A 23,767-nucleotide genomic window follows, 5' to 3' on the forward strand; every position below is an offset into this window, starting at 1 on the left:
CGGCCCCCGTCCGCCCCGGCATCGTCGCGCCGAGCCACCCCGGTCTGGGCGCCACCCCCGGTGGTGGCTTCCACGGTGGTGGACTGGGCGGTGGGCTCGGCGGTGGTTTCCATGGCGGTTTCGGTCACTGACACCGCTCACCGAGCGGGTTCGGCCACCGATGCCGGGCCTGCGACTACGAGGCTGTGTGCTGATCCAGGACGTCGAGGTAGTGCTGGTTGGACATGATGCCGAGCAGATTGCCGAACGGGTCGATCACCGAGGCGGTGACGAAGCCCGGACCGCGTTCGGTGACGGGCTGATGTTCGGCGGCGCCGAGTTCCCGGAGCCGCCGCAGAGACGCGTCCAGATTGTCGACATGCCAGTACAGCAGCGCGCCGCCGGTCCGGTGGGCGGGGTCCGGGCAGTAGCGGCGGTCGATGATGCCGAGTTCCTGCCGGTAGTCGCCGATGCGGAATTCGATATAGCCCGGAACTTCGAAATACGGTGCGGTATCCAGTAATTCGCTGTACCAGTGCTTGGCGGCGTCCAGGTCGTCGGCGTAGTAGGACACGGTCGTCATTCCTCGCAGCATGGTTTTCTCCTCGGTCGTTGCGGTGTCTCATACGATCTTCGCGCGCAAAGTGCTCACCGAATGAGCACTTTGTTGGGCAGAATTGCCGCATGCGCGCCGACCGTCTGATTGCCACGCTGCTCCTGATGCAGGCGAGGGGCCGGGTGACCGCCGCCGAGGTCGCCAGGGAGCTCGAGGTTTCCGTGGCGACCGCGCGCCGCGACCTCGAGGCGCTGTCGTCGGCCGGTGTTCCGGTCTATCCGCAGCCCGGTCGCGGCGGGGGCTGGGCGATGGTCGGCGGCGCCCGGACCGATCTCAGCGGAATGAAAGCCGACGAGGCGCGGGCGCTGTTCCTGCTGCTCGGTCCGGCCGCCTCGGGATCGCCGGCCACCCGCTCGGCGCTGCGAAAACTGTTGCGGGCCTTGCCGGAGACGTTTCGGGAGGAGGCGTTGGCCGCCTCGGCGGCGACGCTGATCGATCCGGCCGGCTGGGGCCGGCAGCCGCACGCCGAGCCGGCGGAGGTCGCGCTGTTGCAGCAAGCCGTCACCCGGCGGCGACCTGTCCGCTTCCGCTACGGTCCGGCCGGTCGCGACCGTCTCGTCGAGCCGTGGGGCGTCGTCGGCAAGGATGCGGTGTGGTACCTGATAGCCGGAACCGATCGAGGGCGCCGGACCTATCGGGTCGATCGGATGAGCGAGGTGACCGTCGAAGACGGCGTCACCGTCGTCCCGGCGGATTTCGACCTGGCGCAGGCGTGGTCGGAAATCGTCGAACAGATGGAACGCCGCCGCGGCGACGTGTCGGCGATCGTGCACGCCGATGCCGGGATCGTGCCGGTCCTGCGTGATCGGCTGGGCCGGCACTGCGTCGAGGACGGTCCGGTCGACGACGGCCGGGTACGGCTGCGGATCAGTGCGCACCTGCCGCGCGCGATCGCCGAACAGCTCGCCGGATTCGGGAGACGCCTCGAAGTCGTTGCCCCCGAATCGATTCGGCGCGAGCTGGCCGCGCTGGCGGCCGAACTCACCACGATCTATCGCTGATCCGAGGGCTCAGCGAGCGGTGAAACCACCGTCGACGGCGACCGCCGCGCCGGTGACGAAGCTCGCCTCGTCGGAGAGGAGGTAGGCGCACAGGGATGCGATCTCCTCCGCGCGCGCGATCCGGCGGAGGGGATGCAACGCCGCGACCGCTGCCTCGCCTTCGGGTGTCGCGCCCATCGACGAGCGGAAGGCGGGAGTATCCACCGCGCCCGAGACCAGGGCGTTGACCCGCACGCCCGCGGCGGCTGTCTCCAGCGCTACCGCGCGGGTCAGGCCGACCACGCCGTGTTTGGCCGCGACGTACGGAGCGACCGAGGCCATGCCGACCACGCCGAGGTTGGAGGCGTTGTTGAGAATCGCCCCGCCGCCGGACGCCAGCAGCGCCGGGACCTGGGATCGCAGACCGAAGTACACGCCGGTGAGATTCAGTTCCAGATCCGCCCGCCAGCCGTTTTCGTCGATGTCCTGCACCGGGCCGAAGGCGTTGACCGCCCCGGCGTTGTTGAATGCCGCGTCCAGCCGTCCGAATTCGTCGATCGCGGTGCGGGTGAGCCGCTCCACGTCCTCGGCGACGGTGACGTCGGTCGGCACGAAGACGGCCCGGCCGCCCTCGGCCCGAATGTCCGCGGCGATCCGGTCCCCGGCCTCCTTACCGCGAGAGCCCAGCACCACCGCGGCTCCCTCGGCCGCCACGCGCCGGGCCACGGCCGCACCGACCCCGCTGCTCGCACCGGTGATCAGCACGACCTTCGATTCGAACCGGTTGTCCATCGTCGTCTCCATATCTGCTGTTTCCACATCCGTTGTCTGCCACGTGATCTCGCGGCAGCTGTCAGTCAAGTCGTGCGGAGCCGGCAAAGCTGGCGGGATTCGGACCTATAGTTGATGCGTCATGCAACGCTCGGGCCGGCATACCGCCGGGTAACGGAGGCGGGGCTGTCAGTGCGGATGCACGATCGGTGACAATGACTCGGTGAACAGTCCTCGACTGATTGCCCTGGATGTGGACGGGACCATCCTGCAGGCGGGCGCACCCATGAGTCCGCGGGTGCGTGCGGCGGTGCGCGCCGCGGTCGATGCGGGCGCCCACGTGGTGATCACCACCGGCCGCACCCTGCTGGCCACCCGTCTCGTGATGGAGGAGCTGGGACTCGAGGAGGGGCAGGCGCTGTGCTCGAACGGCGCTGTGCACGTCGACATTTCGAACTGGGAGCCGCTGGCTGTGCACACCTTCGACCCGGAACCGGCGGTCGCGACACTGCGTGCAGTGCTGCCCGACATGGTGCTGTCGGTGGAGAAGGTGGGTGTGGGCACCTGGGCCACCGGCTACTATCCCGGCAGTTTCCGGCTCGGCGAATTCCGCTTCGTCGACGATGCGGAGTTGAGCCTGGAACCCACCACGCGGCTGAACGGCTGGTGGCCGGGCGGCAGCCTCGACGAAATGATCGACGCCGTCGGCGAACTCGATCTTCCCGGCGCCGGCTGGGTGCACGGCGAGGACGAACCGTGGCTGGTCGCGTCCAAGCAGGGGGTGTCCAAAGGCTGGGCGCTGGAACAACTACGCCTGGCCCTCGACATCCCGCTGGAGCAGACCCTGGCCATCGGCGACGGGTACAACGATATCGAAATGCTCACCTGGGCAGGGCATTCCGTCGCCATGGGGAATGCCGTGGCCCCGGTCCACGAGCTCGCCGACGAGACGACCGCCGATATCGGCGAGGACGGGGCGGCCCTGGTGCTGGAGCGCTGGTTCGGGGGATGAGCCCCGGCGCGCGAAGCCGCGCGACCGACGCGAGGCCGAGCCCGAATCAGGCCGAGAGTTCGAGTGACAGCCGCCCGGCGGCGTGATAACGGTCGAGCGCGACCTCCGTGAGAAGCCGGTGCGGCCCGATCGGGGGTGCGTGCACGAGGCCGGGTTCGGCGTCGGCCAGCCGATCGATGAGCAAGCCGGGGGCGAGGAACCACGGGACGACCATCACCCGGCGGGCTCCCCGGCTGCGCAGTTCCGACGCCGCTCGGGTCAGCGACGGCTGCGTGGTCGCGAAGCAGATCGCGGACCGCCAGCCGGTGCCGTGCGTGAGCGCCGCCGCGACCTCGGCGGTGATCCGGTTGGCGGCCGCGGACGAGGAGCCGACGGCTGCGACCGCGAGACCCAGGCCGGCGTCGTCGCGATCGGCGCCGGCGTCGAACGCTCGATCCCGCAACGCCGCCACGAGCCGTGCGTCGGTTCCGAGCACATCGGCCTGCGTGATCCGCAGCAACGGATGCCGGTGGCGGGCGGCCGCCAGCATGCCGGGCAGGTCCACCCGGGCGTGAAACGCGCTGCCCAGCAGCAACGGAACGACGATGGCTTCGGTATGTCCCTGTGCCGCAACGGCATCGATGACCTGTTCCACCGAGGGGGTGTTCAGATCCAGGAATGCCAGTCGTACGTCGACATCCGGACGCTGTTGGGCGATCTCGGCGACTACGGCCGACATCGTCGCCGCGGACCGCGGATCACGGCTCCCGTGTGCGACCGCGATGAATGCCGGGGCGCGCCCGTTCCCGACTGCGGCAAGTCCGGTGCCGGAGGGCATCGCGGGCGCGGCCAACGGCCGCAGCGACCGCTCGCCGTTCCCGAATGCTCCACCGGCCGAACTCATCTCAGTTACCGACCTCGACCGAGGTCAGCACGTCGCCCACCAAGCCGGCGGCCAGGGTGTTACCGCCCGCCGGGTCGATGAGCAGGAAGCTGCCGGTGTAGCGGTTGACCCGATAGTCGTCGGCCGCGATCGGCTCCGCGACGCGCACCGAGATGCGGCCGATATCGTTGAGCGCCAGCGATTCCGGATTCGGATCGGCGGCCAGGTTCTGCTCGTCGAACCGCTCGATCAGCGCGCCGACGATGGCCTGCGTGGTCCGGGTGCCGTGCTTGAGCAGCAGGCGGGCGCCGGGCCGCAGCGGCTTGTCGCCGAGCCAGCAGACGGTGGCGTCGAACGAATCGATCGGTTCGGGTGCGTCGGCGGCCGCGACGATGGTGTCGCCTCGGGAGATGTCGACGTCGTCGGTGAGCAGCAGGGTCACACTGCGGCCGGGCTGGGCCGAGGGCAGTTCGCCGTCGGCGGTATCGATGCGGTCGACCGTGGTCCGGATACCGGAGGGCAGCACCACGACCTCGTCGCCCTTGGACACCATGCCCGCGGCGACCTGTCCCGCATATCCGCGATAGTCCGGATACTCCGCCGTCCGCGGGCGGATCACGTACTGGACGGGGAAGCGCAGACCCACCTGATGGCGGCCGGTGCTGTCGGCATCGACCGGCACCGACTCCAGATGCTCGATCAGGGAGGGGCCGTCGTAGAACGGAGTTTTCTCCGACCGCGACGCGATGTTGTCACCGTGCAGCGCCGACACCGGAATCTCGACGACGTCCTCGGCGGCCCAGCCGAGTTTGCTCGTCAGCTCGGTGAACTCGGTCACGATCTGGGCGAAGACCGCTTCCGCATCGTCGACCAGATCGATCTTGTTCACCGCCAGCACCAGCTTCGGCACACCCAGCAGCGCCATCACGGCGGCGTGGCGCCGGGTCTGCTCGATGACGCCCTTACGGGCGTCGACCAGCAGGATCACCAGCTGTGCCGTCGACGCGCCCGAGACGGTGTTGCGGGTGTACTGCACGTGGCCCGGGGTGTCGGCGAGCACGAAGGACCGCTTCGGCGTCGCGAAGTACCGGTAGGCCACATCGATCGTGATGCCCTGTTCGCGTTCGGCGCGCAGCCCGTCGACCAGCAGCGAGAGATCGGGAGTGGCCAGACCCTTGTCGACCGAGGCCCGGGTGACGGCGTCGATCTGGTCGGCCAGCACCGATTTCGTGTCGTAGAGCAGACGTCCGACCAGTGTGGACTTGCCGTCGTCGACACTGCCGGCGGTGGCCAGTCTCAGTAGGTCGGACATCAGAAATAACCCTCTCGCTTGCGGTCTTCCATGGCGGCCTCGGAGACGCGGTCGTCGCCGCGGGTCGCGCCACGTTCGGTGAGTCGCGACGCGGCGACCTCGGCGAGGATGTCGTCGTTGGTCGCGGCATCGGAAAGTATTGCGCCGGTGGTGGATCCGTCACCGACGGTGCGGTAGCGCACCGACTTGACGACCAGCTCCTCACCCTCGCGCGGACCACCCCAGGAACCCGGGGTCATCCACATGCCGTCACGCTGGTACACCGGCCGCTCGTGCGCGTAGTAGATGGTCGCGAGTTCGACGTTCTCACGCGCGATGTAGCGCCAGATGTCGAGTTCGGTCCAGTTGCTCAGCGGGAACACCCGCACGTGCTCACCGGGCGCGTGCCGGCCGTTGTACAAGTTCCACAGTTCCGGGCGCTGCCGCTTCGGGTCCCAGCGGCCGAACGCGTCGCGCAGCGAGAAGATCCGCTCCTTGGCCCGCGAACGCTCCTCGTCGCGCCGGCCGCCGCCGAAGACCGCGTCGAAGCGATTCTCGGTGATGGCGTCCAGCAGCGGCACGGTCTGCAGCGGGTTGCGAATACCGTCGGGCCGTTCGGTGAGCCGGCCGTCGGCGAGGTACTCCTCGACGCTGGCGACGTGCAGCCGCAGCCCGTACTTCTCGACCACGTGATCGCGGAAGGCCAGCACCTCGTCGAGGTTGTGGCCGGTGTCCACGTGCAGCAGCGAGAACGGCAGCGGCGCGGGCCAGAAGGCTTTCAGCGCCAGGTGCAGCAGGACCGTGGAGTCCTTACCGCCGGAGAACAGGATCACCGGCCGCTCGAATTCGCCCGCCACCTCACGGAAAATGTGGATGGCTTCGCTCTCGAGGGCGGCAAGGGTATCGAATTGTGTATCGGTCACCGTTGAAGTCATGAGGCGTGCAACCCGCATTCGGTCTTGGCGAGGCCGGCCCAACGGCCGCTTCGCGGATCGGATCCCGGTTCCGGCTTCCGTGTGCACGGAGCGCAACCGATGGACGGATATCCCTCCTCGACGAGAGGGTTGACGAGAATGCCGTGCTGGTCGATATACGCGGCCATCTCGTCATCGGACCAGGCGGCGATCGGGTTGATCTTCACCAGGCCGAAGCCCTCGTCGAAGGAGATCAGGGGCGCGTTGGCCCGGGTCGGGGCCTCCACGCGCCGGATGCCGGTCACCCACGCGTTGTAGGGAGCCAGCGATCTCTTCAGCGGCACCACCTTGCGCAGCCGGCAGCATTCACCGGCGTCGCGGGCGAACAGATCCTTGCCGAGCAGCTGATCCTGTTCGGCGACAGTATTTTCGGGCTGCACGTTCACGATGTTCACGCCGTACACGGTCTCGACCGCGTCCCGGGTGCCGATGGTCTCGGCGAAGTGGTAGCCGGTGTCGAGGAACAGGATGTCGACGCCGGGCCGTACCTGCGCGGCCAAGTGCACCAACACGGCGTCCTGCATATTCGAGGCGACGATGTAGCCGGAACCGAAGATGTCCTCGGTCCACTGCAGCAGTTCGGTCGCCGAGGCGTCCGGGCCCAGCCGCGCCGCGCCGTCCTCGGCGATCCCGCGCAGCTCGGCTTCGCTCAGCTTGTCCAAAGTGGTTGCCATACTGAATCTCCCGTTACCGAAGGTCGGCCTCGTCGGCGCGGACAGCCCATTGCGCGAACCGCTCGCCGTCGTTGCGGTTCTTGACGAAATTGCGGACAACACGCTCGATGTAGTCGCCGAGCTCCTCGCTGGTCACCTTGTGCTGGCGTAGCTTGCGGCCGAAGGCGGCATCGAGCCCGAGAGTGCCGCCCAGATGAACCTGGTAGCCCTCGACCTGATTCCCGTTGCCGTCGTCGACCAGCTGGCCCTTGAAGCCGATATCCGCGATCTGCGAGCGGCCGCAGGAGTTGGGGCAGCCGTTGATGTTGATCGTGACCGGCACATCGAGTTGCGCGTTGATGTCGGCCAGGCGCTGATCGAGTTCGGGCGCGAGCACCTGCGAACGCTTGCGGGTCTCCACGAACGACAACTTGCAGAACTCGATACCGCTGCAGGCCAGCAGGTTTCGCCGCCAAGCGGACGGGCGGGCCTGAAGTCCGAGCGGCTCCAGCTCACCGATCAGTTCCTCGACCTTGTCGTCGGGAACATCGAGCACCACGAGCTTCTGGTACGGGGTGAACCGGATCCGATCGGCGCCGATCCGCTCGACCGCGTCGGCGACCTTGGTCAGGATCGTGCCCGACACGCGGCCCGCGATGGGGGAGAAGCCGATCGCGTTGAGCCCGTTGCGCAGCTTCTGCACACCCACGTGGTCGATGGGACGGGTGGGCTTCTCCGGCGCCGGGCCGTCGATGAGCTTGCGCTGCAGGTACTTGGTCTCGAGAACTTCTCGGAATTTCTCGACGCCCCAGTCCTTGATCAGGAACTTCAACCGCGCCTTGGTCCGCAGGCGGCGGTAGCCGTAGTCGCGGAACAGCGAGACGACCGCCTCCCACACATCGGGCACCTCCTCGAGCGGCACCCAGGCGCCGACGCGCTGAGCGAGCATCGGGTTGGTGGACAGGCCGCCGCCGACCCACAGATCGAAACCGGGCCCGTGCTCGGGGTGTTCGACGCCGATGAAGGCCACGTCGTTGATCTCGTGGACCACATCCTGCTGGCCGGAGATCGCGGTCTTGAACTTGCGGGGAAGGTTCGAGTACTCCTTCTTACCGATGTAGCGGCGGGTGATCTCCTCGACCGCCCAACTGCCGTCGATGATCTCGTTCAGCGACTCACCGGCCAGCGGGGAGCCGAGCACCACGCGCGGGCAGTCGCCGCAGGCCTCGGTGGTCTGCAGGCCGACCGCCTCGATGCGCCGCCAGATCTCCGGGACGTTCTCGATCTCGATCCAGTGGTACTGGAGATTCTCGCGATCGGACAGGTCGGCGGTGTCGCGGCCGAACTCCGTGGAGATCTGACCGAGGGTGCGTACCTGCTCGACGTTCAGCGCGCCACCGTCGCAGCGGATGCGCATCATGAAGTACTTGGCTTCGAGCAGATCGATGTTCTCGTCACCGGTCCAGGTGCCGTCGTAGCCCTGCTCGCGCTGGGTGTAGAGGCCCCACCAGCGGAAGCGGCCGCGCAGATCGCTCTTGTCGATCGAGTCGAATCCGCCCTTGGCGTAGATGTTCTCGATGCGCGCGCGGACGTTGAGCGGATTGTCGTCCTTCTTGCTCTGCTCGTTCGCGTTCAACGGCTCCCGGTAACCGAGGGCCCACTGGCCCTCGGACTTGCGGCGGACCGGCTTGCCGGTGCGTTCGCGCGGCCCGGAGGCCTCCGGACGGGGCCGGGCACGACGCTCGCGGGCGAGGCGTTCACGATCGGCGCGAACGGACTCGGGGGTGGGACCGGCGTCGGTACTCGACGTCATAGGGTCGCTCCTGAAGAAGATGGATCAGGCCTTGCGGCAGGCGGGAGGGGCTGGCTCGCGCCTTCGGTGTTCAGCGAATCGGACCGATGGGCATCGCGACGGATGCCGGGAACCGGGAGAGGGGAGGCCGAGCTACCGGAGGCGATCCGGCAGACAACTGGCACTGCAGACACGCTTGAAGTCGACATGGCGGCGCGCCACGAGTCGTACTCCAAGTCCGGTCATGACAGTTATTGTGCCATGTCAGATGGGTCTTTCCGACGGGTGGGTCATATTCTCCGCAAAAAAGCGGGAAATTCCCTGGACGGCCGTCCTAATTTGTGAGATGCGTCATAGAACAAGCGGATTCGCCGATTGCCGTACCGGCGGGTCCGTTCGGAGGGGTGCCGAGCGGGTCGGTCAGGGCAGCACGACGAGCTTTCCGGTCGCCTCGTCGTTCTCCATCCGGCGGTGGGCCGCGGCGATGTCGTCCAGCGCGAAGACTTGGTCGATGTTCGGAGGCAGAACACCCGCTTCGACGCTGTCGACGATGCGCTGCAATACGGCCGTGCTGCCCACGCAGTCGTCGCTGTGGAAGGCGGTGAGCCCGGTTCCGGACGGGATCATCGCGATCGGCTCGAAGTCCGGGATCAGCCATCCACTTAGCGAGCCCGCCACACAGACCGTGCCGCCGCGGCGAACCAGACGAAGCGAATCCACCGCCGTACGCGCCCCGACCAGATCCAGGACGTAGTCGGGACCCTCGGGCCAGATCGCCCGCACGGCCCCGGCCACGGATCCGCCGTCGTCGGCCAGGACATGATCGGCGCCGGCCGCGATCAGCGCCGACACCTTCGCGGGCCGGCGGGTCGTGGCCACGGTGTCGATACCCTCGGCGGCCGCGAGGCAGATCGCGGCCATGCCCACCGACGAGGTTCCGCCGCGAATCAGCAGCCGCGCGTGCCGCCCCGCGGACAGGACGCCCGAGGCCGCCAGCGCGCCGTGCGCGGTCAGATACATTTCGGGCAGCGCGGCCAGTATGTGCCACGGCAATGTGGTGCGGATCGGCATCAGCAGCGTGTTCGGTAGCAACGCGAATTCCGCGTATCCGCCGTCGAATTCGCGTCCCATCCCGCCCATCACCGCCGCGACCGTCGTCCCCTCCGGCAGGCCGGGATCGGTCGAGACCGCCACGTCGCCCACGCATTCGATACCGAGTACGCGCGGGAACCTCACCGCCGGGGAACGGCCCTGCCGGGTTCGCAGTTCCGACCGATTCACCCCCGCCCCGCGCACCCGCACCAGACTCCATCCCGGCCGGACCTGGGGAATCGGGCGCTCTCCGATCTCGAGCACCTCCGGCCCGCCCGCCCGCACACAGACCGCCGCACGCATCGTCGTCTCGCTCATGCGTTCACTGTCGTGGACCACCGAGGCGGCCGACCACCGATAGAATGCCACGTTATGCCCGTTCGCCGCCACGCCGCCGAGACGGGTCCGACGTCGCGGCTGTGGCCCTCCGGTGGCGTTCACCAGTGGGCTTCCGGAGCGTCGAGTTCGGTCCACGCCCATGCGCGCGGACATCTGGTGTACGCCGCCCGCGGTGTGCTGTCGGTGCACACCGAGCGCGGGACGTCGATCGTGCCGGCCAGCCGAATCGGCTGGACCCCAGCCGGATTCACGCATCAGCACCGCGCGCACGGACGTACCGACATGCGGATCGTCTTTCTCCCCGCGGCGCCGGCCCGGCTGCTACCGGATCACCCCGCCGTCTTCGGGGCCACCGATCTGGCCCGCGAGATCTTCCTCAGTCTCACCGGGCCCCGCGACCACGACCGCGGCGCGCGTGCCCGACTGCATCGCGTTCTCGTCGACGAACTCCGGGAAGCCCACGAGCAGCCGCTGCAACTGCCGCAACCTCGCGACGACCGATTGCAGGCCGTCGCGCGGATCCTGTACGACAATCCCGCCGACACCACCCCGCTGGCCGAACTCGGGCGGGCGGTCGGTGCAGGTGCGCGCACGCTGAGCCGGCTGTTCCACGACGAGCTCGGCATGACCTTCTACGAATGGCGCACCCAGCTGCGCATCTCGCACGCCCTCGTGCTGCTCGCCGAAGGACACGACGCCACATATGCCGCGCACGCCTGCGGGTGGGCGAACCCCAGCGGTTTCATCGCGGCGTTCACCGAGATCGTCGGCACCACTCCCGGCAGATATGCCCGCTCGCATCGGACCCAAGGTGGGCGACCGGCGCCGGAAGCGGTCGACTGACCGGTGTGCCGCCGGTCACTGCGGCGCACCGGGCACACTGGTGGGGTGACCGCATCCGCTCCCGAACAGACCACCGCCGCGCCGACGCTGCGCGATTTCGGCGGCGGGCCGTTCGGGATCTACGTGCACGTTCCGTTCTGCGCGACGCGCTGTGGTTACTGCGATTTCAACACGTATACGGCGGGCGAGCTGGGTTCCAGCGCCTCGCCGGAGTCGTGGCTCGAGGCGTTGCGCGGAGAATTGTCCACGGCGGCAGCGGCTTTCGCGGAACTGCCGAGCGCGCAACCGCCGGTCTCGACGGTGTTCGTCGGCGGCGGTACCCCGTCGCTGCTGGGCGGTGACGGCCTGGCCGACGTCCTCGCCGCCATTCGCGCCGAATTCTCCCTCGCCGCCGACGCGGAGGTGACCACGGAATCCAATCCGGAGTCCACCTCACCGCAGTTCTTCGAGCGCATCCGAACCGCCGGGTACACCCGCGTCTCGCTCGGCATGCAATCGGCCGCGAGCCACGTCCTGCGCATCCTGGACCGTACTCACACGCCCGGCCGCGCCGTGGCCGCCGCTCGCGAGGCGCGAGCCGCCGGTTTCGACCACGTCAACCTCGACCTGATCTACGGCACACCCGGTGAATCCGACGCCGACCTCGACGCCAGCCTCGACGCGGTCCTCGCCGCCGGGGTCGACCACGTCTCCGCGTACTCCCTGATCGTCGAGGACGGCACCGCCATGGCCCGCAAGGTCCGCCGCGGCGAACTCCCCGCACCCGACGAAGACACCCTCGCCGCCCGCTACGAACGCATAGACGCCCGCCTCGCCGCCGCCGGCTTCGACTGGTACGAGGTATCCAACTGGGCCACAACACCTTCCGCCCGCTGCCGGCACAACCTCGGCTACTGGGACGGCGGCGACTGGCTCGGCGCCGGCCCCGGCGCGCACAGCCACCTCGGCGGGGTGCGCTGGTGGAACGTCAAGCATCCGGGCCGCTACGCCGAGCGCATCGCCTCCGGCGCCGGACTACCCGCCGCCGGATGGGAGGCGCTGACGGACGCGGAGCAGTACACCGAACGGGTGATGCTGCGCGTGCGCTTGCGTTCCGGTCTTCCGGTCGGGGAATTGGACGCCGATGGGCGTGCGGCACTCGAGGGTGTGGTCGCCGAGGGACTGGCCCGGGTGGCCGATGGTCGGCTCGTCTTGACCGATCGAGGGCGCCTGCTCGCCGATGGAGTCGTCCGCGATCTGCTGAGCTGACAGTCGCCATCTCTCGGGGCGATGTGACGGACGGTACGCAGCGTTTCCGAATAATCCTGCGGCACAGAGCTTATCGACCGCCGAGCGATGTGGTCCCGATCCGCGTCGTGACAGCAAATCGCCCGTGATCGCCGACGTGCCCGATCCGCCATGCTTCGCAGTTCCGGCAAGTCGTTACCTTTGCGCACCACTGATTCGGCCGGTACCGTCTAACGAGCTTGACGGGGGCGGGTGAGCCGGTCCGACCCCGAGCGATGCGGCACCGGCAGACGTGAGGGGCGAGATGGCCAGCTGGGGGAAGGCGGCGCGGGGGATTGCGCTCGGTGTGGGCGTCGTTGCGGTGGTAGCCGGGTGCAATTCGGGCGGGGGATCGAAGGGGAGTGCAACGAGTGCTCCCGCATCCGCGACTGTCGCAGCGGACGTGCCGGCGGGTTTCGACGCATGCCAGCTCCCACAGTCTTTGATCCAAGCTGAGAAGCTGAAGAACAAGGGGACCGACACCCATGACGGTGGCGGCGGCACCAAATGGCGTGGCTGTATCTGGGTCGTATCGGATGGTTACAGTGCGTCGATCGACTCCACGAACATCACCTTGGATATGGTCCGCGCTAATAAAGATTTCACGGTCGGACAGGAGTTGTCGGTGGCAGGCCGCCCGGCGTTGGCATATGGCCCCACCAATCAAAACAATTTGCAGACTCACTGCATCCTCAGTGTCGAGGTGAGAGGCGGCAGTCTCGAGGTGAGTGTGAACAACCCACCGAACCGTAGCGCAACCGGAGGCGAGGATTCGTGTGCCATCGCTACCCGCTTGGCCGCGGGTATCGGTCCGGTGATCCCCGCGAACCTATAGACGTGTCGCCTGCTACGGGGATGCGGACGTAGAAACGGGGAGGAAGTAAAACAGTGGCTGACGATGCTTCGGCCCAGTCGGGGTCCTTGGCGAATTCGATCGACGATGCACGTGACGGCAATCTTACGGTCAAATTCAGCGACAAAATCCGTGTCAACGCCGACGAGTTCGTTTATATAGAGCGCGATTGCCAGGCGTTCAAAGACGAGATCAGCGCGTTACAGCAAATCGCGCAGAACATTGCGGATCGTCAGCATTGGGGCCTCGGTGAGTTGACTGAAGGTCTCGACTCGGCGAAAGTCCTGGTGGGATGGTTTCGTGGTAAAGCCAAAATAGTCGACCCGACACGAGACACGTCGAACAACGTCTACGACATCTTGCAGCAGCATTATCAGATCGTCGATGATATACAACGTATCCATCGCGCAATCGCCCAGAAGTACGTGGAAACCGACCAGGAATTCGCCGCCGAATACAACGCGCTGATGGCGAACACCCCCGCGAGCCCCATCGGGAAGGTGCAAATTCAGCCCGGCATCGTTCCCCAGAGCCCTGCGGTGGGAGCGCCGTAGTGGCCACGGGCAACGAAAACCCCAGGATCACCAACGGCGGTGAGAACCCCGACAGCTGGACCCATCAGAAGATCTACGACTCCTTCGTCGGCCTGAACACCACCGAGGCGAACCATGGGTGCGGTGAATACGAGGAGATCGCCCGGCGGTGGAATTCGGCGGCGGAGTTGTTCGCGGCCCGTATTCACAACTCCAGTTCGGCGGCGTGGGAGGGCCCGGCGGCGACGTCGACGCGCGACGCGATCAATAGATATGCGCAACGGGCGCTGGATCTGGTGACTCCGTTGAATCAACTCGCGCAGCGGGTTTCGTCGACGGTCGACGGTGTGGACAAGACGAGAACCATCGTGGACAAACCGCCGGCGCACGCGTCGGGGTGGAATCCGACGAGTTGGCAGATGCTGGGTATGCACGGTCCCAGTTCGCCGTCGGTCCGGGGCGATTGCGAGAACGCCGCCCGGGAGGCCATGCGGGATCACTATGTGAAGCAGTTCGTCGCCGCGGACGGGCAGATCCCGGTTCTGCCGGTACCCGACAATCCGGCCGATCCGCTGTACAAACCGCCGGGGACGTCTGTCGCGCCGCCTCCGACGGGTCCCGGACCCGGCCCTGGCCCCGGGCCGGGACCGGGGACTCCCGGTCCCGGGCAGCCGGGAAGTCCGACCGACAACACGCCGTCGACGAATCCGTCGTTCACCGCTCCGTCGTCGACGACGCCCTCCGGTCTCGGTTCGCCGGCGAATTCTCCGACCACGCCCAGTGCCGTGGACCCGTCCGGATTGGGGGCCTCGACGATGCCCAGCGGCTTGTCGGGCGGAGCAGGCGGGCTGTCCGGTGGCGGTTATCCCGGCGGTGGTCTCGGCGGCCTGCCCGGTGGGTCGACACCCGGCGGTCCGGGGCGCAGCGTCCCGGGGGGCCCGGCCGGCACCGCGGCGAACGCGGCCGCCACCGGCGGCGCGCTCGGAGGCAAGACGGGGACCTCGGGTATGCCCGGTATGGGCGGCTTGGGTGGTGCCAAAGGGAAGTCCGAGGGCGAGGAGAAGACTCACGACCTGCCCGAGTGGCTGCGGAACATGGAGAACACCGAGGAGTTGCTCGGTCCCGCACCGCGAACCATTCCGGGCGGCGTGATCGGCGGCGACTATGCCGAGCCGCCGGCCGGTTCCGGCTGATCGCACCGGTTCGCCCCTGTCACCCGAATCCGTCTGTTTCGCCGCCGTTCTCGTGATCATCGAGTCCGGCGGTGCTGTCTCGCATGATCGGAGCGTTTCCCCACGATGGCCGAATGGAGTTGGGACCCGGACGATTTCGCGGTCCTGTGGTACAGCGATGCCAACGATCGGATACCGGTGCCGCTGCGCTATACCAGCAAGCTGGCCACCAACGACGAGGTCACCGCACACCGGGCCGCCGTGCGCGCCCGATACGGCACCGACGAGTTCGAGCAGCTGAATCTGGCGCTGCACACGCTCACCACCTCCGAACTCCGCATCGAAATCCACGGCGAATCTGCGGTTCTCGGCAAGGGCAGGCCGCGCGAGTACCGCGTGATCGGCGCGCGCACCCCCTACCACGCGGTGATGCTGACCCAGACCGCCGACGGCGACGCCGACGGTCCCATCCGCTGCCGGCTGTTCCCCACCGACCAGCTCGCCGGCCGCCTGGCCGCCATCGTGCCCGGATGCCCTCCGGGAAACGGGAAGCCGGGCACCTTCCACATCGACGACCTGCGCGGCCCGGACGACGGCTATACCCGCAACTCCGCGCGCGACCGTTTCCACCGCCTCACCGCCCGGCCCCTCGACGGCACCGGTATGGCGGGCCTGTTGGCCGGTTATCTGCACAGCCGCCCCGACCCCTGGAACATCCTCGGATGGTTCGACGTCACCGGTGACGGGCGTTATCTGCGGGAGCAGTCCCGCGAGCACATCGCCATTCGCCCGGCGGCGAGCCGAGATCTGGCCGCGCACTTCGAGACCTGGATCGACCGAGCCGTGCGCCGCCTGCGCGAGGAGCAACCCGCCACCTGGTAGCGATCCGGTGGATCGGCCGATTTCGCCCGGAATTCGGCGCTGCCGCCCGGGCACGGGCCCGGACAGCGTAGGGTTCGAGGCAACTTGAGGAGATCCATGTCACAGGCACGCCACATCACACTTGTCCACGAGCAGAGCGAGTTCGCCGAAACGCGTGCCGCGGAGAAAGCCGAGGCCGCGCGGCGCGGGGCGCTCGCCGCGCGGGCGGTGGCCAGTCATTCGACCGGAGTCGACGACTGCCAGGCGCTGCTGACGATGCTCGGATTGGATGCGGCGGCAGGCAAACTCGTCGCCGAATCGGACTGAGTTCGCGCGTCGGGCGACGATCGGACCTCGTCGCCCGCGCCTGCCGTGATTCCACCCCGCTCCGCCGCGCGACCGGGTGCCCGGTGCCGGTCCGGTACCACTGTGCGACCTCACACGCGGGAACTTGTCCGCACAGGAACTAAACTGGTGTCGGATCAACCGGGAATCCGCGCGGTCGACGCTGCCCGTCTGCGGCCGTGTGGACCCCGAAGGCGAGCGAGGAGGTGGGGCCGATGTCGAGCACCGAGAAGCGGCGGCTGGAGGTCCTGCGCGCGATCGTCGCGGACTACATCGCGACCAAGGAGCCGATCGGGTCGAAAACGCTGGTGGACAAGCACAATCTGGGTGTCTCCAGCGCAACCGTGCGCAACGATATGGCGGTCCTCGAGGCTGAGGGCTACATCACTCAGCCGCACACGAGCTCCGGTCGCATTCCGACCGACAAGGGCTATCGCCAGTTCGTGGACAACATCGCCGAAGTCAAGCCGCTGTCGAATGCCGAGCGCCGCGCGATCATGGAGTTCCTCGAAAGCGGCGTGGACCTCGACGACGTCCTGCGCCGCGGGGTGCGGTTGCTGGCGCAGCTGACCCGGCAGGTCGCGATGGTGCAGTACCCGACGGTCTCGGCGTCGACGGTGCGCCACCTGGAGGTGGTGGCCCTCAATCCGGCCCGGCTGCTGCTGGTCGTGATCACCGACACCGGGCGGGTCGACCAGCGGCTGGTCGACCTGGGGGCGGTGATCGACGACGAGGATCTCGCCGCACTGCGCGGCATGCTCGGCAAGGCGATGGACGGTAAGCGTCTGTCCGCCGCCTCGAGCGCCGTCGCGGCGTTGCCGGAGAACGCACCCGCCAGGCTGCGTGATGTGCTGGTCCGGGTGTCGACCGTGCTGGTCGAAACGCTGGTGGAACATCCGGAGGAGCGGTTGGTGCTGGGCGGCACGGCCAACCTGACCCGCAACGCCGGCGACTTCGGCTTCCCGGGCTCGCTGCGTGCCGTACTCGAGGCGCTCGAGGAGCAGGTGGTGGTGTTGAAGCTGCTGGCCGCCGCGCAGCAGCCCGGCACGGTGACGGTGCAGATCGGCGAGGAGACCCGGGTCGAGCAGATGCGCGGCACCTCGGTGGTATCCACCGGGTACGGTATGCCGGGTACCGTGCTGGGAGGTATGGGAGTGGTCGGCCCGACCCGGATGGACTACCCCGGCACGATCGCCTCGGTCGCCGCGGTCGCCCGTTATATCGGTGAGGTGCTCGCGGAACGATGAGCCCGCCCCGGTAACCGGGATCCGCGTCGGCCGGCAACCGAGTTCGCCGGTCGGCCACAGTGAACATGGCAGCATCGGCTGCGAGCAGGGATGCTGGACGACACCCATTCGGAACAGGACTAGAGACTCAAGTGGCACGGGACTACTACGGAATCCTCGGCGTCGGGCGCAATGCGTCCGACCAGGAGATCAAACGCGCCTACCGCAAGCTGGCCCGGGAACTGCACCCCGACGTCAACCCGGATCCGGACGCGCAGGAGCGGTTCCGCGAGGTATCCACCGCCTACGAGGTTCTCACCGACTCCGAGAAGCGCCGCATCGTCGATATGGGCGGCGACCCGATGGAATCGGCGGGCGCGGGCGGTGGCTTCTCCGGCGCCGGCTTCGGCGGTCTGGGCGATGTGTTCGAGGCCTTCTTCGGCGGTATGAACGCGACCAGTTCGCGCAAACCGCGCGGGCGGGTGCAACCGGGCGCGGATTCGCTGCTGCGGACCCGGCTGTCGCTGGCCGAATGCGCGGTCGGTGTCACCAAGCACCTCACCGTCGACACCGCGGTGCTCTGTGATCTGTGTCAGGGTTCGGGCACCAACGGCAATTCCAAGCCGGTGCGCTGTGAGACCTGTGGCGGCGCGGGTGAGGTGCAGACCGTGCAGCGGTCCTTCCTGGGGCAGGTCATGACGTCCCGGCCGTGTCCGACCTGCCGCGGCACCGGCGAGACCATCCCCGATCCCTGCCGCAAATGCGGTGGCGACGGCCGGGTGCGTGCGCGCCGCGAGATCGCCGCGCCGATTCCGGCCGGTGTGGCCAACGGCATGCGGGTGCGGCTGGCCGCGCAGGGTGAGATCGGCCCCGGCGGCGGACCGGCCGGCGACCTCTACGTCGAGATCGTGGAGCAGCCGCACGACACCTTCGTCCGCGACGGCGACGATCTGCACTGCACGATCCGGGTTCCGATGGTCGATGCCGCACTCGGCACCACGGTGGTCATCGACACCATCCTGGACGGGCCCACCGAACTGACCATTCCGCCGGGCACCCAGCCGGGTGAGGTGTCGGTGCTGCGCGCCCACGGCATGCCGAAGCTGCGCTCGAGCTCGCGCGGCGATCTGGTCGCGCACCTGGACATCGTGATCCCGACCAAACTGGACAACAAGCAGTTCGATCTGCTGCGCAAGTATCAGGCGATGCGCAACGGCGAACACACCGAGGTGCTCTCGGCCCAGTCCGAACACAACAGCGGATTGTTCGCGCGGCTGCGCGCCTCGTTCAGCGGTCGCTGACAACGCCGTGGCCGCAACGGTTTTCTACCTCGACGACATTCCGCCGGTCGGCGCGGTCGCGGTGCTCGACGGCCCCGAGGGACGGCACGCCGCGACCGTGCGCCGCATCCGGGTCGGCGAGCCGATCACGCTCTCCGACGGTGCGGGACTGCTCGCCGAATCCGAGGTCGTGGCCACCGGGCGGGATCGACTGGACCTGAAGGTGCTCGACCGGGTGGTCGCCCCGCCCGTGTCGCCCCCGGTGACAGTGGTGCAGGCACTGCCCAAATCGGATCGCTCCGAACTCGCGGTCGAATCGATGACCGAGGCGGGCGCCGACGTGATCGTGCCGTGGCAGGCCGCCCGGTGTGTCGCGAACTGGGAAGCCAAGGCGCGCAAGGGCGTCGACAAATGGCGTGCGGCGGCCCGGTCGGCGGCCCGGCAGTCGCGGCGGGCCTACATTCCCGAGGTCGCCGATCTGCACCGCACCCTGGATGTGGCCGAGCTGGTCCGGAAAACCATCGCGGACAACGGCATCGCGATCGCGCTGCACGAATCCGCGGCGGCACGATTCGCCGAGCTGCCGTTCCCGCAGACCGCGCCGATCGTGTTGATCGTGGGCCCCGAAGGCGGCCTCGACGAGTCGGAGCTGGATGCGCTCACCGCGGCCGGTGCCACCGTCGCGCTGTTGGGACCGACCGTGCTGCGCACGTCCACCGCCGCGGCGGTCGCGCTCGGTGCGCTGGGGGCCCTGACTCCGCGCTGGTAGATCGCGTCGGCGGGATGGCAGGTGCCATCGGCGGCGCGGTCATTCCACCGGGCTATCGCGCCGCATGCCGGCGAACGTCCCGGCCGATCGCCGAGCTGCGATGTCCGTGCGCGGACGGAATCCGAGGCTCGCGACCAAGCCGGCCGCGACGACGATCAGCACGCCCACGTACAGCACCAATCCGGCCCACCCGTGCCAGCTGTAGGCCAGGCCCGCCAGCGCTCCGACGATCGAACTGCCCACGTAGTAGGCGAACAGGTACAGCGAGGAGGCGGCCGCGCGATTGCCGGTCGCGGTGGCGCCCACCCAGGCGCTGGCCACCGCGTGCGCGCCGAAGAAGCCCGCGGTGAACAGCAACAGCCCCGGCAGCAGGATCGCGAGTTGGTCCGGAATGGTCAGCAGCAGACCGAGTCCCATCGTCACGATGGAAATCGCCACTACCGGGAAACGGCCGATTCGATCGGCGAATCGGCCCGCCGCGGTGGACGAGACCGTGCCCGACAGATACATCAGGAAGACCGCACCCGCGGTGGCCGCCGACAGACCGAACGGCGACTGGATGAGCCGGTAGCCGAGGAAGTTGTACACCGAGACGAATCCGCCCATCAGCAGGAAGGCCAACCCGAACAGCGGTAGCAGCGCGCGGTTGCGCAGATGTGCGGCGAGATCGCCCAGCAGCGCTCCGACGCCGAGGGGCCGTGCGACGAAGTAGCGCGAGGGCGGCAGCATCCGCACGAACCACACCGTGCACAGCGCGGCGCCCACCGCGAAAATCGTTGCGCCCCAACGCCAGGACGCCACTTCCAGGGTGAAGGCGGGGATCAGCCGACCGGCCAGACCGCCGATGGTGGTGCCCGAGACGTAGATGCCCATCGCCGCGCCCAATCCGGCCGAACCGATCTCCTCGGCGAGATAGGCCATCGCCACCGCGGGGACGCCGGCCACGGCGATGCCCTGAACAGCCCGGCCCGCCAGCAGCACGTCCAGATTCGGGCTGAACGGCAGCAGCAGCCCGATGACGCTGGTCGCCATCGCGGACGCGATCATCACGCGGGTGCGGCCGAACCGCCCCGACAGCACGCTCACCGGCACGATCGCCACCGCCAGCAGACCCGTGGTCAGCGAGACCGCCAGTGCGGCGTGCGCGGGCGTCGCGCCGAAGGCCGTCGACAGGCTCGGCAGCAGCGCCTGCGCGCTGTACATCGACCCGAAGGTGGTGAGCCCGGCCGCGAAGAGTGCGAGGGTGATCCGGCGTTCGTGGCGCGCGTCCTCGGTCGTCCGGGTGGGAGCGGTGGTCACGGTCGCGCTGGTCATTCCTCCACCGTGGCTCGGCGGGGCTGGAAAAGGAAATGCATAATGATCGGTAAGTTGATGCAAATGCCGCATTAGGTGAGCTGAGCGCGGGGAGCCTTCCGATGGCGAGTGACGATTTGCACTGGTTTCTGACCCTCGCCGAACTCGAGCGCGTGGGCGCGGCCGCCGACCGGCTGCATCTGGCCCAGCCCACGCTGTCGCGCATGCTCGCCCGGCTCGAACAGCGGCTCGGCACGCAATTGTTCGACCGGCACGGTAAGCGGCTGACGCTCAACGAATCCGGGCGCATCTTCTACGAACACGCCCGCCGCGCCCAGGCCGAACTGGACGCCGCGGGCCGGGCGCTCGCGGATCTGGCGAATCCGGCGCGGGGGTCGGTGCGGCTGGCGTTCGTCCATTCCTTCGGCGGCCGGGTGGTGCCGGAGTTGATCGCCGGCTTCCGGCGGGTGTCGGGGCGGATCACGTTCCGGCTCGATCAGGGGCCCGCGAACGTGGTGGCCGCCGAGGTCCTCGACGGCACGGCGGATCTGGGCCTGACCTCGCCCGAACCCGCGCTGCCGGGACTGGGCTGGCGCACGCTGTTCCGGCAGCGCCTCGCCCTGGGCGTGCCGGTCGACCACCGGCTGGCGGGACGGCGGCAGATCCGGCTGGCGGAGGCCGCCGAGGCCGAATTCATCGCCATGCCGACCGGATACGGGATGCGCAGAATTCTCGACGAGCTGTGTGCCGCAGCGGATTTCCGCCCGCGGATCGCACTGGAGTCCAGTGATCTGGTGACCGTTTCGGGCCTGGTGGCGGCGGGACTCGGCGTGGCGTTGCTGCCGTTGGAGGAGCCGGCGGTGCGGGGACCGCAGCCCGGGCCGGTGCTGGTTCCGCTGTCGGATCCGGGCGCCGCCCGCGCGGTCGGGCTGATCTGGTCGGCCGACACCGTGCCCGGCGAGGCGGTGCGCACCTTTCGTGACTTCGCCGTCGAATGGGCGCGCCGCAGCGGCCGGTGAACGGACGGTGACGACCCTCATCTTCCGGGTGAGCGGGCTCTGAGCTGCGGCTGGAGATCAAATAAGTGGGCGGTGTCGGAGCCGCGCGATAGACTTTGAGAACAGGAGAGGATCCGTTCGAGACCGGAAAGCAGGCCATAGCTCCTTTTGCGAACATCAGGCGATATCGGCGACCCGACAACACCCACGACCGGCATCGGAGCCGGTGCCCCCGGCAATGGTAACGGTTCGGGTCCAGCGGCCCGGACGGTGCGTTCCAGCATCGAACTGGCCCCCGAGTCCGTGTTCGGATTCCTCGGTTCCGCCGACGCGAACCTGCGTGAACTCGAAGGTCTGCTCGACGCCGACATCCACGTACGCGGGAATTCGGTCACCCTCACCGGTAAGGCCGCCGATGTGGCGCTGGCCGAGCGGGTGGTCGAGCAGCTCGTGGCGCTGACCGCGCACAACCGCGTCGTCACCCCGGAAGCGGTCCGGCATACGGTCTCCATGCTGACCGAGGGATCCTCCGATTCCCCCGCCGAGGTGCTGAGTCTCGACATCATCGCCCGGCGCGGCAAGACCATCCGCCCGAAGACGCTGAACCAGAAGCGCTACGTCGACGCCATCGACGAGCACACCATCGTCTTCGGCATCGGCCCGGCCGGTACCGGTAAGACCTATCTGGCGGTCGCCAAGGCCGTGCAGGCGCTGCAGAGCAAGCAGGTCACCCGCATCATCCTCACCCGTCCGGCGGTGGAGGCCGGGGAGCGGCTGGGCTTCCTGCCGGGCACGCTGAACGAGAAGATCGACCCGTATCTGCGCCCGCTCTACGACGCCCTGCACGACATGATGGACCCCGAGGCGATTCCGAAGCTGATGGCCTCCGGCGTGATCGAGGTCGCGCCGCTGGCGTACATGCGCGGACGCAGCCTCAACGATTCGTTCATCATCCTGGACGAGGCGCAGAACACCACGCCGGAACAGATGAAGATGTTTTTGACCCGGCTCGGCTTCGGCTCGAAGATCGTCGTCACCGGCGACGTCACCCAGGTCGACCTGCCCGGCGGGACGAGGTCCGGACTGCGGGTGGTCAGCGACATCCTCACCGATGTGGACGACATCCATTTCGCGGAGCTCACCTCCAGTGACGTGGTTCGCCATCGGCTGGTCTCGGACATCGTCGACGCCTACGAGCGCTACGAGTCCGATGCCCGCCCGCAGGTGGCGCGGCATTACCCGGGCGGCAACCGCGCCCAGCGCCGCGCGGCCGACAAGGCGGCGCGCCGCTGAGTTGTAGGAGCGGCGCGCCGCTGAGTTGTAGGAGCGGCTCGCCGCTGAGTAGCCGGAGCGGCTCGCCGCTGATGTGGTGGTGAGCCCCCGCGCGGCCCCCATTAGGCTGGCAGGGTGAGTATCGAGATCGCCAACGAGTCGGGCATCGACGTATCGGAACCGGATCTGGTCAGCGTCGCGCGGTTCGCGATCGAACGGATGGACGTGCATCCGGCGGCCGAATTGTCGATGGTGCTCGTCGATCTCGATACCATGGCCGACCTGCACATGCGGTGGATGGATCTGCCGGGTCCCACCGATGTGATGTCGTTCCCGATGGACGAACTCGAACCCGGTGGCCGCCCCGACGGCGCCGAACCGGGCCCCTCGATGCTCGGCGACATCGTGCTCTGCCCCGAATTCGCCGCCGCTCAAGCCGGTAAGGCCGGTCATTCCCTCGACCACGAGCTGGCGCTGCTGACCGTCCACGGAGTGCTGCATCTGCTCGGCTACGACCACGCCGAGCCGGAAGAGGAGAAGGTGATGTTCGGCCTGCAGAACCGCCTGCTCGCCGAATGGTACGAAAGCCTGCGCGAGGCCGCCCGCCGTGCCGAACTGGCCGAGCGCGACCGCCGCCTGCTGGGCAAGACCGGATTCACCGCCCCCGGCGATCCCCTGGATCCCGCATGAGCGTC

Annotated in this window: 25 protein-coding genes; 15 read left to right on the top strand and 10 right to left on the bottom strand. The window is 68.3% G+C overall.

Going from position 1 to position 23,767, the window contains the following annotated elements:
• Positions 1-175: 175 nt before the first annotated feature.
• A complete protein-coding gene (locus RJ03_RS07955) occupies positions 176-574 on the bottom strand; it encodes a VOC family protein (RefSeq protein ID WP_036499676.1) in 399 nt (132 codons plus the stop codon).
• A gap of 89 nt (positions 575-663) precedes the next feature.
• On the opposite strand from RJ03_RS07955, the gene RJ03_RS07960 reads away from it, so the two are divergent.
• A complete protein-coding gene (locus RJ03_RS07960; RefSeq protein WP_036499677.1) occupies positions 664-1,596 on the top strand; it encodes a helix-turn-helix transcriptional regulator in 933 nt (310 codons plus the stop codon).
• Between the two features lie 9 nt (positions 1,597-1,605).
• Here RJ03_RS07960 and RJ03_RS07965 read toward each other — a convergent pair whose 3' ends face one another.
• Positions 1,606-2,394: a glucose 1-dehydrogenase gene (locus RJ03_RS07965; protein ID WP_245552212.1), complete on the bottom strand. Its 789-nt coding sequence runs from the start codon at positions 2,392-2,394 to the stop codon at positions 1,606-1,608.
• Between the two features lie 175 nt (positions 2,395-2,569).
• On the opposite strand from RJ03_RS07965, the gene RJ03_RS07970 reads away from it, so the two are divergent.
• On the top strand, positions 2,570-3,358 hold the full coding sequence (locus RJ03_RS07970) for an HAD family hydrolase (protein ID WP_036499679.1): 789 nt from the start codon (positions 2,570-2,572) through the stop codon (positions 3,356-3,358).
• Positions 3,359-3,404: 46 nt separating this feature from the next.
• Here the strand turns inward: RJ03_RS07970 and RJ03_RS07975 are convergent, their stop codons facing one another.
• The 7 genes from RJ03_RS07975 to RJ03_RS08000 all read right to left on the bottom strand — a co-directional run bounded on the left by RJ03_RS07975 (position 3,405) and on the right by RJ03_RS08000 (position 10,340).
• A complete protein-coding gene (locus tag RJ03_RS07975) occupies positions 3,405-4,175 on the bottom strand; it encodes a sirohydrochlorin chelatase (protein ID WP_051024457.1) in 771 nt (256 codons plus the stop codon).
• A gap of 67 nt (positions 4,176-4,242) precedes the next feature.
• Entirely contained in the window at positions 4,243-5,532 is a 1,290-nt protein-coding gene (locus tag RJ03_RS07980) for a sulfate adenylyltransferase subunit 1 (protein ID WP_036499681.1), read from the bottom strand.
• Positions 5,532-6,464: a sulfate adenylyltransferase subunit CysD gene (gene cysD / locus RJ03_RS07985; RefSeq protein WP_086007204.1), complete on the bottom strand. Its 933-nt coding sequence runs from the start codon at positions 6,462-6,464 to the stop codon at positions 5,532-5,534. The genes RJ03_RS07980 and cysD overlap by 1 nt, the downstream gene beginning before the upstream one ends.
• A complete protein-coding gene (locus RJ03_RS07990; protein WP_036499685.1) occupies positions 6,443-7,159 on the bottom strand; it encodes a phosphoadenylyl-sulfate reductase in 717 nt (238 codons plus the stop codon). Before RJ03_RS07990 ends, cysD begins: the two co-directional genes overlap by 22 nt.
• A 13-nt stretch (positions 7,160-7,172) precedes the next feature.
• Complete coding sequence (locus RJ03_RS07995) at positions 7,173-8,951, bottom strand: nitrite/sulfite reductase (protein WP_036499687.1); 1,779 nt, start codon at positions 8,949-8,951, stop codon at positions 7,173-7,175.
• A 132-nt stretch (positions 8,952-9,083) separates the two neighbouring features.
• Positions 9,084-9,176, bottom strand: coding sequence for an Ms4527A family Cys-rich leader peptide (locus RJ03_RS39020; RefSeq protein ID WP_368854180.1), 93 nt, complete (start codon positions 9,174-9,176; stop codon positions 9,084-9,086).
• 174 nt (positions 9,177-9,350) lie between these two features.
• Entirely contained in the window at positions 9,351-10,340 is a 990-nt protein-coding gene (locus tag RJ03_RS08000) for a zinc-binding dehydrogenase (protein ID WP_036499743.1), read from the bottom strand.
• Between the two features lie 54 nt (positions 10,341-10,394).
• Between RJ03_RS08000 and RJ03_RS08005 the strand changes: the two genes are divergently transcribed.
• The 10 genes from RJ03_RS08005 to RJ03_RS08050 all read left to right on the top strand — a co-directional run bounded on the left by RJ03_RS08005 (position 10,395) and on the right by RJ03_RS08050 (position 19,509).
• Complete coding sequence (locus RJ03_RS08005) at positions 10,395-11,204, top strand: helix-turn-helix domain-containing protein (protein WP_083870665.1); 810 nt, start codon at positions 10,395-10,397, stop codon at positions 11,202-11,204.
• Positions 11,205-11,249: 45 nt separating this feature from the next.
• Complete coding sequence (gene hemW / locus RJ03_RS08010; protein WP_083870666.1) at positions 11,250-12,452, top strand: radical SAM family heme chaperone HemW; 1,203 nt, start codon at positions 11,250-11,252, stop codon at positions 12,450-12,452.
• A 283-nt stretch (positions 12,453-12,735) separates the two neighbouring features.
• Complete coding sequence (locus RJ03_RS08015; RefSeq protein WP_083870670.1) at positions 12,736-13,305, top strand: DUF3558 domain-containing protein; 570 nt, start codon at positions 12,736-12,738, stop codon at positions 13,303-13,305.
• A 53-nt stretch (positions 13,306-13,358) separates the two neighbouring features.
• A complete protein-coding gene (locus RJ03_RS08020; RefSeq protein ID WP_036499690.1) occupies positions 13,359-13,877 on the top strand; it encodes a hypothetical protein in 519 nt (172 codons plus the stop codon).
• Positions 13,877-15,049, top strand: a complete 1,173-nt coding sequence (locus RJ03_RS37015) for a WXG100 family type VII secretion target (RefSeq protein ID WP_051024450.1) — start codon at positions 13,877-13,879, stop codon at positions 15,047-15,049. Before RJ03_RS08020 ends, RJ03_RS37015 begins: the two co-directional genes overlap by 1 nt.
• A gap of 105 nt (positions 15,050-15,154) precedes the next feature.
• The gene (locus RJ03_RS08030; RefSeq protein WP_036499692.1) at positions 15,155-15,910 is read left to right on the top strand and encodes an ESX secretion-associated protein EspG; all 756 of its coding nucleotides are present in this window, start codon (positions 15,155-15,157) and stop codon (positions 15,908-15,910) included.
• A 96-nt stretch (positions 15,911-16,006) separates the two neighbouring features.
• Entirely contained in the window at positions 16,007-16,216 is a 210-nt protein-coding gene (locus RJ03_RS08035; RefSeq protein ID WP_036499694.1) for a hypothetical protein, read from the top strand.
• 233 nt (positions 16,217-16,449) lie between these two features.
• The gene (gene hrcA / locus RJ03_RS08040; RefSeq protein ID WP_036499751.1) at positions 16,450-17,481 is read left to right on the top strand and encodes a heat-inducible transcriptional repressor HrcA; all 1,032 of its coding nucleotides are present in this window, start codon (positions 16,450-16,452) and stop codon (positions 17,479-17,481) included.
• A 131-nt stretch (positions 17,482-17,612) separates the two neighbouring features.
• Positions 17,613-18,761 (top strand): molecular chaperone DnaJ, encoded by a 1,149-nt coding sequence (gene dnaJ, locus RJ03_RS08045; RefSeq protein ID WP_036499695.1) that lies wholly within the window; start codon positions 17,613-17,615, stop codon positions 18,759-18,761.
• Positions 18,762-18,768: 7 nt separating this feature from the next.
• A complete protein-coding gene (locus RJ03_RS08050; protein WP_036499696.1) occupies positions 18,769-19,509 on the top strand; it encodes a 16S rRNA (uracil(1498)-N(3))-methyltransferase in 741 nt (246 codons plus the stop codon).
• 39 nt (positions 19,510-19,548) lie between these two features.
• On the opposite strand, the gene RJ03_RS08055 is transcribed toward RJ03_RS08050, so the two are convergent.
• Complete coding sequence (locus tag RJ03_RS08055; protein WP_051024451.1) at positions 19,549-20,823, bottom strand: MFS transporter; 1,275 nt, start codon at positions 20,821-20,823, stop codon at positions 19,549-19,551.
• 101 nt (positions 20,824-20,924) lie between these two features.
• On the opposite strand from RJ03_RS08055, the gene RJ03_RS08060 reads away from it, so the two are divergent.
• From RJ03_RS08060 to ybeY, 3 genes are all read left to right on the top strand, one after another.
• Entirely contained in the window at positions 20,925-21,821 is an 897-nt protein-coding gene (locus RJ03_RS08060; protein WP_036499700.1) for a LysR family transcriptional regulator, read from the top strand.
• A gap of 195 nt (positions 21,822-22,016) precedes the next feature.
• Positions 22,017-23,093: a PhoH family protein gene (locus RJ03_RS08065; protein ID WP_036499755.1), complete on the top strand. Its 1,077-nt coding sequence runs from the start codon at positions 22,017-22,019 to the stop codon at positions 23,091-23,093.
• A gap of 114 nt (positions 23,094-23,207) precedes the next feature.
• On the top strand, positions 23,208-23,762 hold the full coding sequence (gene ybeY / locus RJ03_RS08070) for an rRNA maturation RNase YbeY (protein WP_030512859.1): 555 nt from the start codon (positions 23,208-23,210) through the stop codon (positions 23,760-23,762).
• Positions 23,763-23,767 lie beyond the last annotated feature (5 nt).

It is taken from the genome of Nocardia aobensis NBRC 100429 (assembly GCF_000308375.1).
In the GTDB taxonomy this organism is placed as follows: Bacteria; Actinomycetota; Actinomycetes; order Mycobacteriales; family Mycobacteriaceae; genus Nocardia; species Nocardia aobensis.

Coding starts and splice junctions, on each gene's coding strand:
- RJ03_RS07955 (WP_036499676.1), bottom strand. CDS start 574: ATGCTGCGAGGAATGACGACCGTGTCCTACTACGCCGACGACCTGGAC.
- RJ03_RS07960 (WP_036499677.1), top strand. CDS start 664: ATGCGCGCCGACCGTCTGATTGCCACGCTGCTCCTGATGCAGGCGAGG.
- RJ03_RS07975 (WP_051024457.1), bottom strand. CDS start 4,175: ATGCCCTCCGGCACCGGACTTGCCGCAGTCGGGAACGGGCGCGCCCCG.
- RJ03_RS07980 (WP_036499681.1), bottom strand. CDS start 5,532: ATGTCCGACCTACTGAGACTGGCCACCGCCGGCAGTGTCGACGACGGC.
- cysD (WP_086007204.1), bottom strand. CDS start 6,464: ATGCGGGTTGCACGCCTCATGACTTCAACGGTGACCGATACACAATTC.
- RJ03_RS07990 (WP_036499685.1), bottom strand. CDS start 7,159: ATGGCAACCACTTTGGACAAGCTGAGCGAAGCCGAGCTGCGCGGGATC.
- RJ03_RS07995 (WP_036499687.1), bottom strand. CDS start 8,951: ATGACGTCGAGTACCGACGCCGGTCCCACCCCCGAGTCCGTTCGCGCC.
- RJ03_RS39020 (WP_368854180.1), bottom strand. CDS start 9,176: ATGACCGGACTTGGAGTACGACTCGTGGCGCGCCGCCATGTCGACTTC.
- RJ03_RS08000 (WP_036499743.1), bottom strand. CDS start 10,340: ATGAGCGAGACGACGATGCGTGCGGCGGTCTGTGTGCGGGCGGGCGGG.
- RJ03_RS08005 (WP_083870665.1), top strand. CDS start 10,395: ATGCCCGTTCGCCGCCACGCCGCCGAGACGGGTCCGACGTCGCGGCTG.
- RJ03_RS08015 (WP_083870670.1), top strand. CDS start 12,736: ATGGCCAGCTGGGGGAAGGCGGCGCGGGGGATTGCGCTCGGTGTGGGC.
- RJ03_RS08030 (WP_036499692.1), top strand. CDS start 15,155: ATGGCCGAATGGAGTTGGGACCCGGACGATTTCGCGGTCCTGTGGTAC.
- RJ03_RS08035 (WP_036499694.1), top strand. CDS start 16,007: ATGTCACAGGCACGCCACATCACACTTGTCCACGAGCAGAGCGAGTTC.
- hrcA (WP_036499751.1), top strand. CDS start 16,450: ATGTCGAGCACCGAGAAGCGGCGGCTGGAGGTCCTGCGCGCGATCGTC.
- RJ03_RS08055 (WP_051024451.1), bottom strand. CDS start 20,823: ATGACCAGCGCGACCGTGACCACCGCTCCCACCCGGACGACCGAGGAC.
- RJ03_RS08060 (WP_036499700.1), top strand. CDS start 20,925: ATGGCGAGTGACGATTTGCACTGGTTTCTGACCCTCGCCGAACTCGAG.